At 33.7% G+C, this 17,989-nt stretch carries 14 protein-coding genes; all 14 read left to right on the forward strand.

Annotated features, from left to right (window positions below):
* The first annotated feature begins 16 nt into the window (after positions 1 to 16).
* Entirely contained in the window at positions 17 to 766 is a 750-nt protein-coding gene (locus TMATH_RS01865) for a carbohydrate deacetylase (protein WP_012269676.1), read from the forward strand.
* Between the two features lie 30 nt (positions 767 to 796).
* Positions 797 to 1,108: a PTS sugar transporter subunit IIB gene (locus tag TMATH_RS01870; protein WP_012269675.1), complete on the forward strand. Its 312-nt coding sequence runs from the start codon at positions 797 to 799 to the stop codon at positions 1,106 to 1,108.
* A 19-nt stretch (positions 1,109 to 1,127) separates the two neighbouring features.
* A complete protein-coding gene (locus tag TMATH_RS01875) occupies positions 1,128 to 1,460 on the forward strand; it encodes a PTS sugar transporter subunit IIA (protein WP_012269674.1) in 333 nt (110 codons plus the stop codon).
* Positions 1,453 to 2,763: a 6-phospho-beta-glucosidase gene (locus tag TMATH_RS01880; RefSeq protein ID WP_012269673.1), complete on the forward strand. Its 1,311-nt coding sequence runs from the start codon at positions 1,453 to 1,455 to the stop codon at positions 2,761 to 2,763. The genes TMATH_RS01875 and TMATH_RS01880 overlap by 8 nt, the downstream gene beginning before the upstream one ends.
* A 97-nt stretch (positions 2,764 to 2,860) precedes the next feature.
* A complete protein-coding gene (locus tag TMATH_RS01885) occupies positions 2,861 to 4,255 on the forward strand; it encodes a glycoside hydrolase family 1 protein (protein ID WP_009051876.1) in 1,395 nt (464 codons plus the stop codon).
* A gap of 150 nt (positions 4,256 to 4,405) precedes the next feature.
* Positions 4,406 to 5,842: a PTS mannitol transporter subunit IIBC gene (locus TMATH_RS01890; RefSeq protein WP_013149762.1), complete on the forward strand. Its 1,437-nt coding sequence runs from the start codon at positions 4,406 to 4,408 to the stop codon at positions 5,840 to 5,842.
* Between the two features lie 10 nt (positions 5,843 to 5,852).
* On the forward strand, positions 5,853 to 7,907 hold the full coding sequence (locus TMATH_RS01895; RefSeq protein WP_049766008.1) for a BglG family transcription antiterminator: 2,055 nt from the start codon (positions 5,853 to 5,855) through the stop codon (positions 7,905 to 7,907).
* A complete protein-coding gene (locus tag TMATH_RS01900) occupies positions 7,900 to 8,340 on the forward strand; it encodes a PTS mannitol transporter subunit IIA (RefSeq protein ID WP_013149764.1) in 441 nt (146 codons plus the stop codon). Before TMATH_RS01895 ends, TMATH_RS01900 begins: the two co-directional genes overlap by 8 nt.
* A 1-nt stretch (position 8,341) precedes the next feature.
* The gene (locus TMATH_RS01905) at positions 8,342 to 9,508 is read left to right on the forward strand and encodes a mannitol-1-phosphate 5-dehydrogenase (protein WP_013149765.1); all 1,167 of its coding nucleotides are present in this window, start codon (positions 8,342 to 8,344) and stop codon (positions 9,506 to 9,508) included.
* A gap of 372 nt (positions 9,509 to 9,880) precedes the next feature.
* Entirely contained in the window at positions 9,881 to 13,549 is a 3,669-nt protein-coding gene (locus TMATH_RS01910; protein WP_013149766.1) for a 5'-nucleotidase C-terminal domain-containing protein, read from the forward strand.
* Between the two features lie 146 nt (positions 13,550 to 13,695).
* Positions 13,696 to 14,661, forward strand: coding sequence for a tRNA dihydrouridine synthase DusB (gene dusB / locus TMATH_RS01915; protein ID WP_013149767.1), 966 nt, complete (start codon positions 13,696 to 13,698; stop codon positions 14,659 to 14,661).
* Positions 14,662 to 14,938: 277 nt separating this feature from the next.
* Positions 14,939 to 15,700 carry a TSUP family transporter gene (locus tag TMATH_RS01920; RefSeq protein WP_013149768.1) on the forward strand — a complete coding sequence of 254 codons (762 nt, stop codon included), beginning with the start codon at positions 14,939 to 14,941 and terminating at the stop codon, positions 15,698 to 15,700.
* A gap of 61 nt (positions 15,701 to 15,761) precedes the next feature.
* Complete coding sequence (locus TMATH_RS01925) at positions 15,762 to 16,508, forward strand: hypothetical protein (protein WP_013149769.1); 747 nt, start codon at positions 15,762 to 15,764, stop codon at positions 16,506 to 16,508.
* 377 nt (positions 16,509 to 16,885) lie between these two features.
* A complete protein-coding gene (locus TMATH_RS01930; protein ID WP_013149770.1) occupies positions 16,886 to 17,971 on the forward strand; it encodes a LacI family DNA-binding transcriptional regulator in 1,086 nt (361 codons plus the stop codon).
* Positions 17,972 to 17,989: the final 18 nt, after the last annotated feature.

Consider the following 17,989-nt stretch of genomic DNA (forward strand, 5'->3'; position numbering starts at 1 on the left):
AATAGGAGTGATGTGAATGAAATATTTAATTGTAAATGCTGATGATTTTGGGCTGACAAAAGGGGTTAATAAAGGAGTTGTTGAATGCTATAAAAACGGTATTTTAAGAAGCACTTCTATAATGTGTAATATGCCTTACGCTAATGAGGCTTTACAAGTAAAAGAATTATGTCCAGATTTAGGTTTTGGGATACACATAACTTTAGATGCCGGTAAACCGTTAAGTAGTCCTGAAAAAGTGAATACTCTGGTAGATGAAAGAGGGTATTTTAAGAGAGGTTTTCCGCATTCTTTAGATGACGCTGATGTAGATCAAATCAGAATTGAGATAGAAGAGCAAATTAAAAAAGCTTTTTCTTTGGGTGTAACGATAACTCATATGGATAGTCATCATCATGCACAAAGTCATTCCAAGGTAATAGATGCATTCATAGAAATGGCTCACAAATATAACTTACCTGTACGATCTACTCCATTAGATAAGGAAAAAATAATTAAAGCTGGTTTAAAAACTGTTGATAATTTTATTTATACCTTTTATGATGATGGTGTCAAAAAAGAAAATCTGTTGTCTATATTGGGTAGTCTAGAAGAAGGAACAACTGAAATAATGAGCCATCCAGCTTACGTAGATGATGAATTAGTGAATATATCCTCTTATCATGCAAAAAGAGAAGTTGAAAGAAAAATATTGACTGATAAAGATGTTTTACAATTTATTCGCGATAATAATATTTTATTAACCAACTATTCGATATTAAAATAAATTCAAAAAAGTACAAGGAGGGTATTTGCAATGAGAATTCTATTAATCTGTGGTGCTGGGATGTCAACAAGTTTGTTGGTTGAAAAAATGAAAAAAGAAGGCGAAAAAAGGGGGATGAAAGATTTATACATTTTTGCAGAAGCGGCAGATAATTTGGAAAAAGTAATTGACGATTATGATGTGGTGTTACTGGGACCCCAAATCAGGTATAAAGAAAAATATGTGGCAGAACTGACAAAAGAAAAGAATAAAGTTTACAGGGTAATTCCACCCAATGTATATGGAATGATAGATGGAGCTAAAACCTTGGATTTAGCAATAGAAGCGCTAAAAAACAAATAAAATTTAGGGGGCTTAAAAAATGAATCTTGAACAAATTGTATTCACTATTATATCTCACGCAGGAAATGCACGAAGCATTTGTTTTGATGCATTAAAACATGCAAAAGAAGGCAACTTTGTTGAGGCAGAAAATTGTTTAAATAAAGCGAGCGAGGAGCTTTTAGAAGCACATCATGTTCAGACGGATATGATACACAAAGAAGCACAGGGTGAGAAGCAAGAAGTGACACTTCTTTTGATACATGCAGAAGACCACCTCATGAATGCAATTCTTGCAAAAGAATTGATAACAGAGATGATTGAGCTGTATAAAATTATTTATCAAACAAAGGGGGCAACTTACAATGTCTAAAAAAGATTTAAAAATTGCAGTTATAGGGGGTGGTTCTAGTTATACCCCTGAGCTTATTGAAGGGTTTATCAAAAGATATGAAGAATTACCCGTAAGAGATATTTATTTAATGGACATAGAAGAAGGCAAAGAAAAACTTGAAATTGTTGGTGGCCTTGCAAAAAGGATGGTAGAAAAAGCCGGCATAGGGATAAACATTCATCTGACTCTGGACAGGCGTGAAGCCATAAAAGATGCAGATTTTGTTGTTACTCAGTTTAGAGTGGGAGGAATAGATGCCAGAATCCGAGATGAAAAAATTCCTCTAAAGTATGATGTTATAGGTCAGGAAACAACTGGACCCGGTGGTTTTGCAAAAGCCCAGAGGACAATACCCGTTATACTGGATATATGTAGAGATATAGAAGAACTTGCGCCGAACGCATGGCTTATTAATTTTACGAATCCTTCAGGAGTTATAACAGAAACGGTTTTAAAACATACAAATGTAAAAGCTATTGGCTTATGCAATGTACCGATAGGCATGGTATATGGTATTGCAGAAATACTTGGTGTTGACCCAAAAAGAGTGAATATAGATTTTGCAGGTCTTAATCATTTAGTATGGGGTACCCATATTTACCTGGATGGAGAAGACGTGACAGAAAAACTAATAGACAGTTTTGCGGGCGCTAAATCTTTATCAATGAAAAATATACCTGAGTTTCCATGGGACCCTGAATTTATAAAATCTCTGGGCATGTATCCTTGTCCATATCACAGATATTATTATTTAACTGATAAAATGCTTGATGAACAGAAAAAAGAAGCTGCTACAGTAGGCACAAGAGGAGAAGTCGTTAAAAAGGTAGAGCAAGAATTATTTGAATTATATAAAGACCCAAATTTGAATATAAAACCGCCGCAATTAGAAAAAAGGGGAGGAGCTCATTATTCTGATGCTGCTTGCTCCCTGATAAGTTCAATATATAATGACAAAAAAGACATACATGTGGTCAATGTGAGAAACAATGGTACAATCGCAGATTTGCCAGATGATGTGGTGATAGAAACAAATGCAATAATAGATAGAAATGGGGCTCATCCGATAAATATTGGACATGTGCCAGCGAAAATAAGGGGTTTAATGCAAGCAGTAAAAGCCTATGAAGAACTTACTATAGAAGCAGGGGTAAAGGGGAACTATTATACAGCTTTACAGGCGTTGACAATTCATCCATTAGTACCTTCTGCGACTGTTGCTAAAAAAATTCTTGATGATATACTTGAGCAAAATAAAGAGTATTTGCCACAGTATAAATAGAAATATTGCTGATTTTACAAAGTAATTTTTTCCGTTAAATTACTTTTTACTTTTTAAATAATATTTTGAATTATCTTGCGCAAGGAGGAAAATAATTATGGCTAAAGAATACAAATTTCCTGAAGGATTCTGGTGGGGGTCTGCAACGTCAGCAGTACAAATAGAGGGAGCTGCAAATGAAGATGGAAAGGGAATGAATGTATGGGATTATTGGTACAAAAACGAGCCAAATCGCTTTTTCGATAGAGTAGGCCCTCAAGTAACATCTGATTTTTACCACAGATATAAAGACGATATAAAACTGATGAAAGAACTTGGACATAACTCTTTTAGATTTTCTATTTCATGGTCGCGGCTGATACCTGGTGGTGTTGGTGAAGTCAATAAAAAAGCCGTAGAGTTTTATAACAGTGTCATTGATGAGCTTATAAAAAATGATATAGAACCGTTTGTTACGCTATTTCACTTTGACATGCCTATAGAAATGCAAAACATGGGAGGTTTTGAGAATAGAAAAGTAGTAGAATATTTTGCTGAATATGCCAAAACATGCTTTGAGTTGTTTGGAGATAGAGTCAAAAGATGGATTACATTTAATGAACCAATAGTTCCTGTATTAGGTGGATATTTATATAATTTCCATTATCCAGATATAGTAGATTTTAAAAGAGCAGTACAATTCGCTTATGGCACAGTGCTGGCAAGTGCGAGAGCAATAGAGGAATTTAAAAAATTACAAATAGAAAGGGCTAAAATAGGTATTGTTTTAAACTTAAGTCCTGTATATCCCAGGAGTAATCATCCGGCTGATTTAAAAGCCGCAGAGATTGCAGATTTGTTCTATAACAGAAGTTTTTTGGACCCAACTGTCAAAGGAGAGTATCCTAAAGAACTTGTTGAACTTCTAAAAACTTACAATCATCTACCAGAGTATTCGGATAGCGACTTAGAATTAATTAAAAATAACACTGTGGAATATTTAGGAGTAAATTATTATCAGCCAATTAGAGTTAAAGCTAAAGAAAATATGCCAAATCCATATGGAGTATTTACACCTAATTGGTTTTATGATGAGTATATTATGCCAGGCAGAAGAATGAATCCTTATAGAGGATGGGAGATATACGAAAGGGGAATATATGACATAATGATAAATTTAAGAGATAATTATGGCAATATAGGGTCTTTTATTTCGGAAAATGGAATGGGAGTTGAAGGAGAAGAGCGTTTTATAAAAGATGGAATTATCCAAGATGATTACAGGATAGAGTTTATAAAAGAACATTTGAAGTGGCTCCATAAAGCAATTGAAGAGGGATGCAATGTAAAAGGATATCATTTATGGACTTTTATGGACAACTGGTCCTTCTTAAATGCATATAAAAACCGTTACGGTCTTGTATCTGTCGATCTAAAAACACAGAAAAGAACTATAAAGAAAAGTGGATATTGGTATAAAGAATTATCCGAAAACAATGGATTTGTTGATTAATCATAACCGGTTTTTTACCGGTTATTTTTTTTATCTTCAATTTTGTCAAAGAAAACGAATGACAAAATTGATTTTCTTTAAATTGCATAAATACATATTGAGGTTTACAATAATTTATAGAAGATTAAATGCGAAAAGGAGGTAAAACTTATGCAAAACACCAATGTTCTCATAACTGGTGGCGGAAGTGTAAAAGCGAAGTTGCAAAGGCTTGGTGGCTTCTTGGCTGGCATGGTAATACCTAATATTGGTGCTTTCATAGCATGGGGACTTATTACTGCTTTCTTTATTCCAACAGGGTGGATTCCAAATGAACATTTGGCTAAACTTGTTGGACCTATGATAACGTATCTTTTGCCAATTTTAATTGGCTATACTGGTGGTAAACTTGTATACGATGTAAGAGGTGGAGTAGTAGGAGCCATTGCAACAGCTGGTATCATAATCGGTTCATCTATACCGATGTTTCTCGGTGCCATGCTGATGGGTCCTTTAGGAGGTTATGTCATTAAAAAATTTGACGAGCTTGTAGAGGGAAAAATCCCAGCAGGTTTTGAAATGCTTGTCAACAATTTCTCAGCAGGTATTTTAGGTGGTTTATTAGCAATTTTAGCATTTCTTTTCATTGAACCAGTGGTAAATGGAATTTCAGTAGGATTGGGTGCAGCAGCTCAATGGGTGACAAACAAAGGCTTATTACCTTTAATAGCGATTTTTATAGAACCGGGTAAAATTTTATTTTTAAATAATGCTATTAACCACGGTATACTGGCTCCTCTTGGAGTAGCAGAAGTTAAAGAGTTTGGAAAGTCAATATTCTTCTTATTGGAAACAAATCCAGGTCCGGGATTGGGAGTTTTACTGGCATACTGGCTTTTTGGAAAAGGCGATGCAAAACAATCAGCTCCAGGTGCTATCATAATACACTTCTTTGGCGGAATACATGAAATATATTTCCCCTACGTTTTGATGAATCCATTACTACTTTTGGCAGTTATAGGCGGTGGAATGGCTGCAGATGCGACATTTGTTTTGACAAAAGCGGGCTTGGTAGCTACACCTTCACCTGGTAGTATATTTGCAGAGATAGCTATGGCACCAAAAGGCGGTTTGTTGCCTGTACTTGCAGGTATTACAGTTGGAGCAGTTGTATCTTTCCTTATAGCATCAGTGATTGTTAAGAGAGCTAGTGAAGAGAGCATGTCTGCCGAAAGTATGACATTTGCACGTTCAGTAGTCAGCGGACTCAAAGCGCAAAGCAAAGGACAAAAAGTTGAAGAAGTAAAGCCTAGTGTACAGAAAATAGAGAGTATGCCTAAATTGATTGTTTTTGCTTGCGATGCTGGTATGGGTTCTTCAGCAATGGGAGAAACTATTTTAAAGAAGAAATTAAAGGAAGCAGGACTTGATATTGCTGTTAAGCATTCAGCTGTAAATCAAATACCAAAAGAAGCGGACGTTGTATTTACCCAAGAGAATCTTGCGGAAAGGGCTTCTCAAGTTGTGCCAAATGCTAAAATTGTAACGGTCAAAAACTTTTTAGACAATACAATCTATGATGAATTTGTAAAGAACCTTAAAAAATAAAATAAAATTTATGGTGAAGAGTATGGAAGATCTAACTGTAAGACAAAAATTTATATTAAAAACTTTATTAGAGAAAGGTCCTTCTAATATAGAGGACCTTTCCAAGCTTATGGATGTAAGTGGAAGAACTATTATGAGAGAAATAGCCTCTATAAACAATAATTTAAAAAAATATAAAGCTGTTATTGTGGAGGATAATGGACAAATCATTTTAAAAGGAGAGGAAGAAGCGTTAGATAAAATCCATGCTTCTTTAGGTGCCATTCCTCTCCAATGGCTTTTAACTCCAGAGCAAAGGCAAATATTGATGACAATACAATTATTGCTTTCAGAAGAACCCATAAAAGCTGCTTATTTTAGTTATCAATTTAATGTTGTAGAAGGAACTATAAGTCTCTATCTAGACAAAATAGAAGAGTGGCTAAAAATGAGAAATTTATCTCTTATTAGAAGAAGAGGTTATGGGATTAAAGTAGAAGGAAGTGAATTAGATAAGAGAAGTGCAATTGTGGAGCTGTTTTATAACTATAAACCCATAGAAGAACTTTTAGCTTTTGTCTATAATAATGAAAAAGACAATTATGTATACACATTTTTTAATACAGTTTTTGACAATGAATTAGTTCAATTAGTGAAAAGAATTGCACAACAAATTAAGAATGTTATACATGGTTACTTATCCGACTTAAATTACTTTGGGATGTTTGTACATTTACTTGTTTCTATTTACAGAACAAAAATAGACAAGCCAATACAGCTTAACGATGAATTTGTAAAGGACATTTTACTTTCTAAGGAATTTATTTTCATGAAAGATGTAGAAAAAATATTGAAAGAAAATGAAATATATTTGCCAGATGCTGAATTGGCATATTTGGCTATTCATTTAAGTCCCAAAAAATACGTCTATAAACAAAATAGATTTGAAGAACTTGGCATTTCCTTACAAGATTTATCAAAAGAGGTTGTGGAAGAAGTTTCTCGGCTTTTAAATATAAAGATAAATTGCGACGAACAGCTTATTGTAGGGCTGTCACAACATTTTGAACCTGCCCTTTATAGATTGACAATGGGACTTCAGACTACCAATCCATTAGTAGAAGAAATTAAAAATTACTATGGTGATTTGTTTAAAGCAGTAAATAAAGCTTGCAAGTTAATTTTTTCTAAATATAATCTCATGATACCTGAAGAAGAGATCGGATATATTACAATGCATATTGGAGCTGCAATTGAAAGACAGCAAGCTTTATCAAAAAAATTGAGAGTTTTTGTTATATGTCCGAATGGAATGGGAACTGCGAGAATATTATCAGCTAAATTAAAAGCTCTTTTTAGAGAAATTGATACTATTGACATTGGGTCAATATGGGAGTATAAGAAAAAGGGTGATAACTATGACCTAATAATTTCTACAGTAAAGCTTGAAGATTTAAAAGATAATGTAATTGTAGTATCGCCTTTTTTGACAGAAGAAGATATTAAAAAAATAAAAGAGTTTATAGAGAAATATGTAGTCAAGAAAGAAAAAGAATTGCCAAGGAATTTGCCGATGGTGGAAAGGAGAGGAAATTTTGAAATAGCAGATGAAATACTTCGAAATTTGCAATTGAAATACGTAGAAGCAAAAACTATTGAAGATTTAATAAAATTCATAGCAAAAGATTTATATGATTTAATGCTTACTGAAGATGCAAAAGAAATAGAGGAGCTAATCTTTAAAAGGGAAGCCATGGGCAATGTTGTCATACCAAACACCCACATTGCTTTAATTCATACAAGAAGTGACAAAATGGCAATACCTTTTGTCGGTATCTATAAACTAAAAACTCCATTAAAGATGAAAAGTGCTGGTTTTACTTATGAAGAAGTAGACACTTTTCTTGTGATGTTAGCAAGGAAAACGGAAAGCAGTGAGATATTAGAGATGTTAGGTAAAATAAGTATTTCGCTTATAGAGGATAAAGCTTTTAATGAAATATTGAGGTTTGGCGATATCAAAGATATTAGGAACAGCTTAGTTAAAATACTAAATGATACACAGGAGGCTTTGGAGGATGAATAAAGAAATACTAAACGAAAATAATATCGTATTAAATGTGCCGTCAGAATCTAAAATACAAGCTATTGAAAGAGTAGGAAATTTGCTTTTTAAAAATGGCTATGTTGAAAAAGAATATATAGAAGGTATGAAAAAAAGAGAAGAAGATGTAACAACTTATATAGGTAATGGTATTGCTATTCCTCACGGTGTTTCTGAGTATGTAAAATATATAAAAAAATCTGGAATAGTTATAGCGCAATATCCCGAAGGAGTAAATTTTGGTGATGGAAATATTGCTTATATCGTCATAGGTATTGCAGGCAAGGGAGATGAACACTTAGAGATATTATCAAAAATAGCTCTTACCTGCCAGTATGAAGAAAATGTCGAGAAATTGAAAAAGGCAAGGACAAAACAAGAAATAATAGAAATACTTCAAAAAGGTGATGAATAATATGTTAAAAGCGGTTCATTTTGGAGCAGGGAATATAGGCAGAGGATTTATAGGGTATTTGCTTAGTAAGTCTGGATATGAAATAACTTTTGTTGATATATCTAAAGAATTAGTAGAAAGCATAAATAATTATAAAAGATATAATGTGATTATTTTAAAAGATAATGTGGAAAAAGAAGTAGTAAAAAATATCAAAGCTATTCATATAGATGATAAGGAAAAACTATCTAAAGCTATCCTAGATGCAGATATAATTACAACTTCAGTAGGAGCTAATAATCTTAAGAGCATAGGGGAAAAGTTGATAAATTATTTAAAAATAAGAAAAGCTAACACTGATAAACCTTTGAATATAATGGCATGTGAAAATGCACTGTTTGCAACAAATATACTAAAAAATAGTATATTGGAAAAAGGGGATAAAGATTTTGTTGATTACGTAAATCAAAAAATTGGTTTTCCTAATACAGCAGTTGACAGAATAGTGCCAAATGTAGAAATAAAAAAGGAGCTACCAATAGATGTAGCTGTAGAGGACTTTTATGAATGGGATATTGAGAAAAAAGCAATTATTGGGGATTTAAATATCAAAGGGGCGGAACTTGTCGATGACCTTGAACCTTATATAGAAAGAAAATTATTTTTATTAAATGGTGCACATGCTACCACTGCATATTTAGGATATTTAAAAGGGTATAAATATATACATGAAGCGATTGAGGACGGTTTTATAAGAAATATAGTTTCTAGGATGCAAGAAGAAGCTTCTCTTGCGCTTTCTAGAAAGCACAATATAAAAAAAGATGATTTAGAGGGGTATGCAAGTAAGGTAATAAAAAGGTTTAAAAACCCCTATTTAAAAGACGAAGTTGTACGAGTAGGAAGGGAACCTACGAGAAAATTGGCGGGAAATGACCGGTTAATGATGCCTGCTAAGTTTTGCTATGAAATTGGAGTTATGCCCCAATTTATACTATACGGTATAGCTGCAGGGTTTTTGTTTGATTATAAGGAAGACCCTAAAGCTTATGAAATCCAAGATGGCATTAAAAATTTCGGTTTAGAAAAAACAATAAGCAAAGTTACAGGTTTAGAAGAAAATAATGACTTATTGCAGGAAATTGTAAAAAAATATAAAGAATTGAAAGAAACTTTTAGAAAAAGATGATATAGATTGAATTCTATATCATCTTTTTCTAATGTAAGATTATTATAATAAATTTAAAAATGTTTACAATACTAAGTAAACGTATAAAAGAAAAAGCAAAGAGGAGTAAAATTGGAAATAAATATGTGACATTGTTCTAAATCGCTGTTGAAGGTCAAAAAAGTATTTCATATAATTATATTAAGACTTGTCTGACATCTGATGTATGATGTAATTTACACAAAATTAATAATAGTTTAACTTCAACTTAACATTCATCTGATATGCTTAAAATGTCAGAAATTTTTCCTCATTTTTGTATTATATGGAGGTGGTCAATAGGAGATATATTTATTTAGTTGTTCCAAGGATTTAGTGAAAGGGAGGATGTAAATGTTTAGGTCAAGGTCAGGGATACTGGCTATACTTGTGGCAGCAATAATGGTATTAAGCATGTTTTTCTCTGCAATACCACAGATAGCCTTTGCTGCAACGTCAAAAACGTTTGACTTTATTGAAGTCACCGATTTTCACGGTTATTTACAAAATGATGGTAAATTAAGTGATGGGACAATTTATAAGCAGCAAATAGCAGGTGTTTTGGCAAAACAAATTAAAGACATAAAAGCTCAAAATCCTGACAGAACTGTAATTTTATCTGGCGGAGATATGTTTCAGGGGACGTCGCTTTCCAACGTCTTAAAAGGACAGCCAGTTATTGACATGATGAAAAACATTGGCTTTGACGCAATAACTCTTGGGAATCACGAATATGACTGGGGAATTGATTCTGTAATTGATACGCAAAATGCTACATTGAAAAATTCTACAATTCCCGTTCTTGGAGCAAATGTGTATGATAAAACAACAGGAAAACCTGTAAGTTATACAAAGCCGTATGTAATTATTGAAAGAGATGGAGTAAAAATCGGCATAATTGGCATCGTAGACAATAAAGAATTCCCAAATATAATAATGCCTGCATATATACAAAATGTTGAATTTAAAGATCCTGTTCCAATTGTAAACGACTTGGCACAGCAGTTAAGACAACAAGGTGCGCAAATAGTTGTTGTACTGGCACATATGGGCGCATATCAAGATAAGTCAGGTAATGCTACAGGTAATCTTATAGACTTTGCAAAACAAGTTAAAGGTGTAGATGCAATATTCGGTGGACATACCCATACAATTGTTACTACCAGAGTAAATGGAATACCTGTTGGGGTTGCTGCAAACTATGGCAAAGGATTTATCAATTTAAAGATTACATTAAATGATGATGGCACAGTTACAACAGGTGATATGCAATATATTGACATTACAGGTTTGTATTCTACACAAAATCCTGCAGTGGATCCTGAAGTACAAGCCATTGTCGATAAATCTTCTGAAGATGTAGGACCAATATTTAACGAAGTGATAGGTCAAGCTGCAATAGATTTGACAAGGACTCAAAGTGCTGAGCCTTATGGAGATTCTCTCTTAGGTAACTGGGCAGCACAAGTGACAAAGGATGCAGTAGGAGCAGATTTTGGCTTTGCCAATAATGGTGGATTAAGGATTGATATTCCAAAAGGCGATATAACTGTTGGAATGATGTATCAATTGATGCCTTTTGACAACACAATAGTTACGATGAAAATGACAGGTGCCCAGATTAAAACTATTCTTGAACAGGCTGTGCAAGATGGAGGAAAGGGCATACAGGTTGCAGGACTTTCCTTTAAATATGATCCAACGAAACCTTCAATGCACAGAGTGTTTGACATGAAAAAATCTGACGGAACACCAGTAGTAATGGATAAGACTTATCTCGTTGCAACAAACAATTTCATGGGCACTGGCGGAGATGGCTTTAAAGGTTTTACAGATCCTGATGTTGCAAAAACTTATGTGGATACTTACAAGCTTGTAAGAGATGCATTTATAGAGGCAGTCAAAGCGCAAAAAGTTGTTACTTCAACGATAGACAATAGAATTGCACCTGGTACAAATAACAGTATATTAGTAACAGTGCTTGCTACATCAGATATGCACGGAAATATCTTCCCATGGGACTATAACAATGCGAAAGCTGCTAATAGAGGTCTTGCAAAAGTAGCTACATATATAAAACAAGTAAGAACTCAGTATCCTTATGTGGTATTAGTAGACAATGGAGATACTATTCAAGGAACACCTCTTTCTTACTACTATAACAAAATAGATACTGAAACAGAGTATCCATTAGCAAAAGTAATGGGAGCAATGAAATATGATACATGGACATTGGGCAACCATGAATACAATTATGGGCTTGACGTTTTAAACAGAGTTATAAAAGACATGAGAAGTGAAGGCATCCATGTGCTTTCAGCAAATACTTATAAAGATGACGGAACAAACTTTGTTGACCCTTACTATATTAAGACATTTGATACTCCAGAAGGACCTGTAAAAGTTGGTATATTAGGCCTTACGACCAAAACTATACCATCATGGGAAGATAAAGACCACTATGCAGGATTATACTTCAATGACCATGTAGAAGAAGCAAATAAGTGGGTGTCAAAGTTGAGAGAAGCAGGAGCAGATATAGTAGTTGTTACTATGCATTCCGGTGAAGAAAAGCCAACGGATACAATACCAGAAAATCAGGTGATTGCTGTTGCAACTCAAGTAAATGGCATCGATGCAATAGTTGCCGGGCATACACATGCTAACATACCACAACATACTTATACGAATCCTGCAGGAAATACAGTTATAATAACGCAACCTGGTAAATGGGGTGAATATGTATCACAAATATACTTTGACATTGTCAAAAATGCGGAAGGCAAATGGGTAGTAGGAGATAAATGGAGCACGACTGTAAAAATGGACGATTCTATACAGGCAGATCCTGATATTATTAAACTGGCACAACCATATCAAGATGCAACACTTAAATACATAGGAACAAAAATCGGTATTGCAGCAGGTGACTTCTTAGGTACTGAACAGACAGTAAAAGAGACAGCTATAATGGATTTGATAAACAAAGTTCAAAAATATTATGCAAAAACTGATCTGTCAATTGCTGCACCACTTAGCAGTTCGGCAAAGATATTGAAAGGCGATATAACAATTCAAGACATCATGGGTGTATATGTATATGAAAACTATTTGTATGGAATAAAGATGACAGGAAAACAATTAAAAGACTGGATGGAATGGTCAGCAAGGTATTACAAACAAGTTTCTTCGCCAAATGATCCTATAACAAAAGATCCTACTTTGAATATACCTGATTACAATCTTGACCAATTGTATGGTGCAAGCTATGTAATAGATTTAACACAACCAGCAGGACATAGGATTAAAAACCTTAAAGTAAATGGTAAACTTGTCAAAGACGATGAGGTATTCACAGTAGCAATAAATAACTACAGGTTCAATGGTGGCGGCGGATTTATGCAAGCTGCTGGAATAACAAATCCAGAAATTGTATTTGATTCTGCAAAAGCTTATGGCGACGACGGACAGGTAAGGAATTTGATGATCAGATACATTCAAGAGCATGGTACAATTACACCAACTGTGGAAAATTACTGGTATGTATCAACTACTCCTGTGGTAGAAGAAACACCAGTACCGCAGCCACAACCAACACCGCAACCACAACCAGTACCGCAGCCTGTATACAACTATGGCATTGTAACTGCATCAGCGCTTAATGTGAGGGCAGGTGCAAACACTTCAAGCAAAATTATAGGAGTACTTCCTGCCGGAAAAGTTGTGACATTGCTTGAAAAAGTCAACGGCTGGTACAAGATTGACTACAATGGCAAGACAGGATACCTCTATGGCAAATACGTTGCTGCAACGCCCAATCCGTCAAATGTAACTGTTTTGAAAGCTGTAAAAGTTACTGCTAAAAGCGGGTTAAATGTAAGAGTAGGGAATTCTATAACTGCAAAGAAGATAGGAGCAGTACCATATGGTACAGAACTAAAAGTAGTTGGAGAATATAATGGATGGTATCAGATAGAGTATAATGGCGGATTTGGATATGTATATGCAAAATATACAAAATAGGAGCTAAAGAGGAGAAAAGCTGTGGGAAACCGCAGCTTTTCTTTTTTGCAAAGACAGTTAAGAGAAGAAAGTATGTGATAATGTGATAAAATATATAGGTAAGTGGATTATATCCAGGAGATTTACAGCGAAAGGATGAAGTAATTTTGAAAATAGGTAATATAATTCTTAAAAATAATGTTTTTTTATCTCCTATGGCAGGTGTTACAGATAAACCTTTTAGGTTAATTTGTCAAGAAATGGGTTGTGGCCTTGCATACACAGAAATGGTGAGTGCCAAAGGCCTTTATTACGGCAGTGAAAACACAAAGATGTTGACAGATATTGATGAGGAAGAGAAGGTGGCTCTTCAAGTATTTGGTTCTGATCCAGATATTATGGGGGAGATAGCAAGAAAGCTAAATGATAGCAAAGCTTTAATTCTCGATATAAACATGGGATGTCCTACACCTAAAATAGTTAAAAATGGTGATGGAGCGGCACTTATGCTGAAACCAGAACTAGCAGAAAAAGTAATGGAATCTGTTGTGAAAGCATCAAATAAACCTGTGACAGTTAAAATAAGAAAAGGGTGGGATGATAATCATGTAAATGCAGTAGAAATAGCACAAATTGCTGAAAAGGCTGGCATTAAAGCAGTAGCAGTACATGGAAGGACGAGAGAACAATTTTATTCTGGAAAAGCAGACTGGAGTATAATAAAAAAAGTTAAAGAAAGTGTAAAAATACCTGTTATTGGCAATGGCGATATATTTACACCACAAGATGCAAAAAGAATGTTGGAGGAAACGGGATGTGATGCAATTTTAATAGGACGGGGGGCGCAAGGTAATCCCTGGATATTTAAAAGAACTGTACATTTTTTAAATACCGGAGAATTACTTCCTGAGCCGACAATACAAGAAAAAATAGAAGTGATTATCAGACATTTGGAAATGATGATAGAATACAAAGGTGAACGTACAGGTATTCTTGAAATGAGAAAACATATTGCTTGGTATTTAAAGGGATTATATGGAAGTGCTAAACTGAGGGAAGCAGTATTTAAAATGGAAAAGTATGAAGAAATAAAAGAGTTTTTATTAAATGTAGCAAAGACATATGCAAATTGAAGACAAACCTTTTATTGCATTAAAAGTTTCCTCCTTTTTATGCTTCAGTTAAAGCTCAAGTATCTGAGTGTGCCCAAGGCTTATTTTAAGAGAGGGGACACACTAAGATACTTCGAAATGCACTTTGCGCATGAAAGCGGAGACTTATTGAAAGAACCTTGTCTACAGCCTGAGTCTTGCAGCAATTTTAGCATGACTTTTAGAAGATAAGTGACAAAATGTAAAAGAGGTGCTATTATAAATTGAGAAGCATTTTATTTACATTGAGGTGGTAACGTTGTCAATTGAATATATTGTAGCACTTTGCGGTATAGGATTTGCAGCTGCTTTTATTGATTCTATAGCGGGTGGAGGCGGTATAATAAGCCTTCCGGGCCTTTTGGTACTTGGAGTACCTCCGGCTTTTGCTCTTGGAACGAATAAATTTGCGGCTTCTTGTGCTTCTTTTACTAGTTCTTTGACTTTTATAAAGTATAGAGTGTATGATGGAGATTTGCTAAAATACTTAGTATTTGGGACTTTATTAGGTGCAATTCTTGGAGTCAAAACTGTACTTTTGTTAGACAGCTCACAATTAAGGATAATTATAATTATTTTAATGATTTTTGTTGCAATATATACCTTGTTTGCTAAAAATATAGGCAATGAAAACAAAGTTAAAGGCGTTAATAAAAAGACCATTGCAATAGGCCTTATAATTTCTATAATTCTTGGCTTTTATGATGGCTTTTTTGGACCGGGGACAGGTTCATTTTACATTTTTTTATTCTTAACACTTTTGAATTATGATTTTAAAATGAGTGCAGGAAATGGGAAAATACTGAATTTTGTAAGCAATATAACTTCACTAATTATGTTTGCGTTACATGGTAAGATATTGTATTCTATTGCAATTCCCATGGCGTTAGCAATGATACTGGGGGCAAGATTGGGGACAAAGCTGGCTATAAAAAATGGAGCTCGGCTTATAAGGCCTATATTGATTTCTGTTACTTTGTTGTATGCAGTGAAAATGATTTTTGATGTGACAAATCATTAAAGTAAGACATGCACAAATAAAAGGGATTAACCACATATATGTATCATGGAGTGATGCATATATGTGGGAGGAAAATAGAGGGAAAAAATATAAAGGAATTGACATTATAGAATTCTATCAAAAAGAGGCAACTAAAAGGAAAAATACAATACCTAAAAAAACTTTTTATAATAGATTTTTGAAAATCGAGGACTGCATAATGATATCAAAACCCTATGAGGAAAAATTTGAAGAGAAAAGATATAAAATCAGCCTTTATGAACTGTTAAAAAACGTATATTATGAAGAAGCATTTGGGATAAACATATCTTCCAAAAGAAAAAAAGAAAGCTATCGTAATAATCTTTCTTTTAAAAATTTTACCATAGGTGATATTGTTTTAGCTACAAGTCCTGGCTTTCACATACAAGGTGCTATTAGACATGCTGCTATATTCGATAGCAGAAGATACCATGGGAGCGTTGATGATGAATGCTTACTCACTGCAGAACCAAATAAAGGAGTAATATACGAGTCTATTCGATTTTATCATGAAAACTTTGGAGAAGCATGGGGACTTTATGTACCCAATACCACTTTACAACAAAGAATTGCAGTTGTCGATGAACTTGCAAAACATATAGGAGAGAGATATTATTGGAGTGCCCATAAAAACGATTCGAGGACCTGGTATTGTTCTTTAGTTCCTTGGAGAGGATATTATAAAATTACAGGTATTGATATTGACTATAATGACGGATACTGGGTTTTACCTATTGACATTTTTATGAGTGAATATACTGAAGTTTTTGAGTATTCAAGGGGATAGTTGTACTATCCCTTATTGCATAATAATTAGTTATATTATAAGATATCTGATAATTTGAAAACAAACAAAAAATCAAAAGCCATATTGACTTTTGTAAATGTTATATTATATAATACTTCTGTAAACACGTGTTTATAAAATTGCGTTATAAAGATTCTTAATAACAGGTTGATTTTTAAAATATAGCAATTTTTTGTATAGTGAGATTTAAAAACAAAAAGGGCAAGCGTAATACCAAGATATGAGTTAAAAAATAGAGAACAGAATAAAATATTTTTTGTAGCATATGAGGGCTTTTTGTTGAAATATAAGGGAATTTGTATTATAATTACAAAAAACGCGAATTTATAATTATCTTTTAGCAAGGAGCAAGGCGTATGAATAGCAAGGATATTGCAAGGATTGCTGGTGTTTCACGTAGTACAGTTTCAAGAGTAATAAATAATTATCCTAATGTTCCGCCTGAGACCAAAGAAAAAGTCTTAAAAGTTATCAAGGAATACAATTATGTTCCACATGCTTCAGCGAGGATGCTTAGAGGTAAAAGTTCAAGGACTATTGGACTGGTGATAGTTGATATAAAGAAAAATAATGATATTCATAAAGTACATGATAATGTTTACTTTGGTCCTTTTACGACGGCTGTTATAGATTTTGCGAATCAATTAGGCTATAACGTGCTTGTGATAACTGTTTACAAAGCAAGAGATTACAAGAAAGTAAGAGAAGTCTTTTATAACAAAACAATAAATGGTGCGATATTTATTGGAGTTAAAAATGATGACCCTGATATAAAAAATCTTATTGAAGATGGATTAAAAACAGCTATAATTGATCAGGAAATTAGGGAAGATGAGGATGACACTTTTAACAAAAGCATTATAGTGAACATGGATAATGTAAATGGTGCGTATGAAGCAACAAAATATCTAATCAATTTAGGACACACAGAAATAGCTCATATAACAGGTGATATGGAAAAACTTTCTGGGTTTGCAAGATTAGAAGGATATAAAAAAGCATTAAAAGAAGCGGGGATCCCGTTTAAAAATAATTTAATTATAAAAGGAGATTTTGTTGAGGAAAGCGGTTATAAAGCTGCATACAAATTATTTAAAAAAGCAAAACCCACTGCAATTTTTGCATCAAACGATCAAATGGCTATAGGAGCTATGCATGCTTTAGAAGAGATGGGATATAAAGTGCCTGAAGATGTTTCTATAATCGGATTTGATGATATTACAATATCTCGTTATTTAAAGCCTGCTTTGACTACAATGAGTGCATCTTTATTACAAATGGCCGAATTGGCGGTAGAAAATTTGATTAAGTCTATTGAAGAAGAAATGGCTATTACAGCTAAATTTGTTGTTCCTGTAAAACTTGTAGAAAGAGAATCCTGTAAAAGAATTGAAATGCAAAGAGTAAAAATGAATGATGAATATGCACTAAGTATGAAATAAAGGCATAACGCCTTTATT

It is taken from the genome of Thermoanaerobacter mathranii subsp. mathranii str. A3, from assembly GCF_000092965.1.
Lineage (GTDB): Bacteria > Bacillota > Thermoanaerobacteria > Thermoanaerobacterales > Thermoanaerobacteraceae > Thermoanaerobacter > Thermoanaerobacter thermocopriae.

Bases quoted from the DNA above. Each gene is read 5' to 3' on its own strand.
- TMATH_RS01885 (WP_009051876.1), top strand. From the start codon at position 2,861: ATGGCTAAAGAATACAAATTTCCTGAAGGATTCTGGTGGGGGTCTGCA.
- TMATH_RS01930 (WP_013149770.1), top strand. From the start codon at position 16,886: ATGAATAGCAAGGATATTGCAAGGATTGCTGGTGTTTCACGTAGTACA.
- TMATH_RS01865 (WP_012269676.1), top strand. From the start codon at position 17: ATGAAATATTTAATTGTAAATGCTGATGATTTTGGGCTGACAAAAGGG.
- TMATH_RS01875 (WP_012269674.1), top strand. From the start codon at position 1,128: ATGAATCTTGAACAAATTGTATTCACTATTATATCTCACGCAGGAAAT.
- TMATH_RS01925 (WP_013149769.1), top strand. From the start codon at position 15,762: ATGTGGGAGGAAAATAGAGGGAAAAAATATAAAGGAATTGACATTATA.
- TMATH_RS01890 (WP_013149762.1), top strand. From the start codon at position 4,406: ATGCAAAACACCAATGTTCTCATAACTGGTGGCGGAAGTGTAAAAGCG.
- TMATH_RS01905 (WP_013149765.1), top strand. From the start codon at position 8,342: ATGTTAAAAGCGGTTCATTTTGGAGCAGGGAATATAGGCAGAGGATTT.
- TMATH_RS01900 (WP_013149764.1), top strand. From the start codon at position 7,900: ATGAATAAAGAAATACTAAACGAAAATAATATCGTATTAAATGTGCCG.
- TMATH_RS01895 (WP_049766008.1), top strand. From the start codon at position 5,853: ATGGTGAAGAGTATGGAAGATCTAACTGTAAGACAAAAATTTATATTA.
- TMATH_RS01880 (WP_012269673.1), top strand. From the start codon at position 1,453: ATGTCTAAAAAAGATTTAAAAATTGCAGTTATAGGGGGTGGTTCTAGT.
- TMATH_RS01870 (WP_012269675.1), top strand. From the start codon at position 797: ATGAGAATTCTATTAATCTGTGGTGCTGGGATGTCAACAAGTTTGTTG.
- TMATH_RS01910 (WP_013149766.1), top strand. From the start codon at position 9,881: ATGTTTAGGTCAAGGTCAGGGATACTGGCTATACTTGTGGCAGCAATA.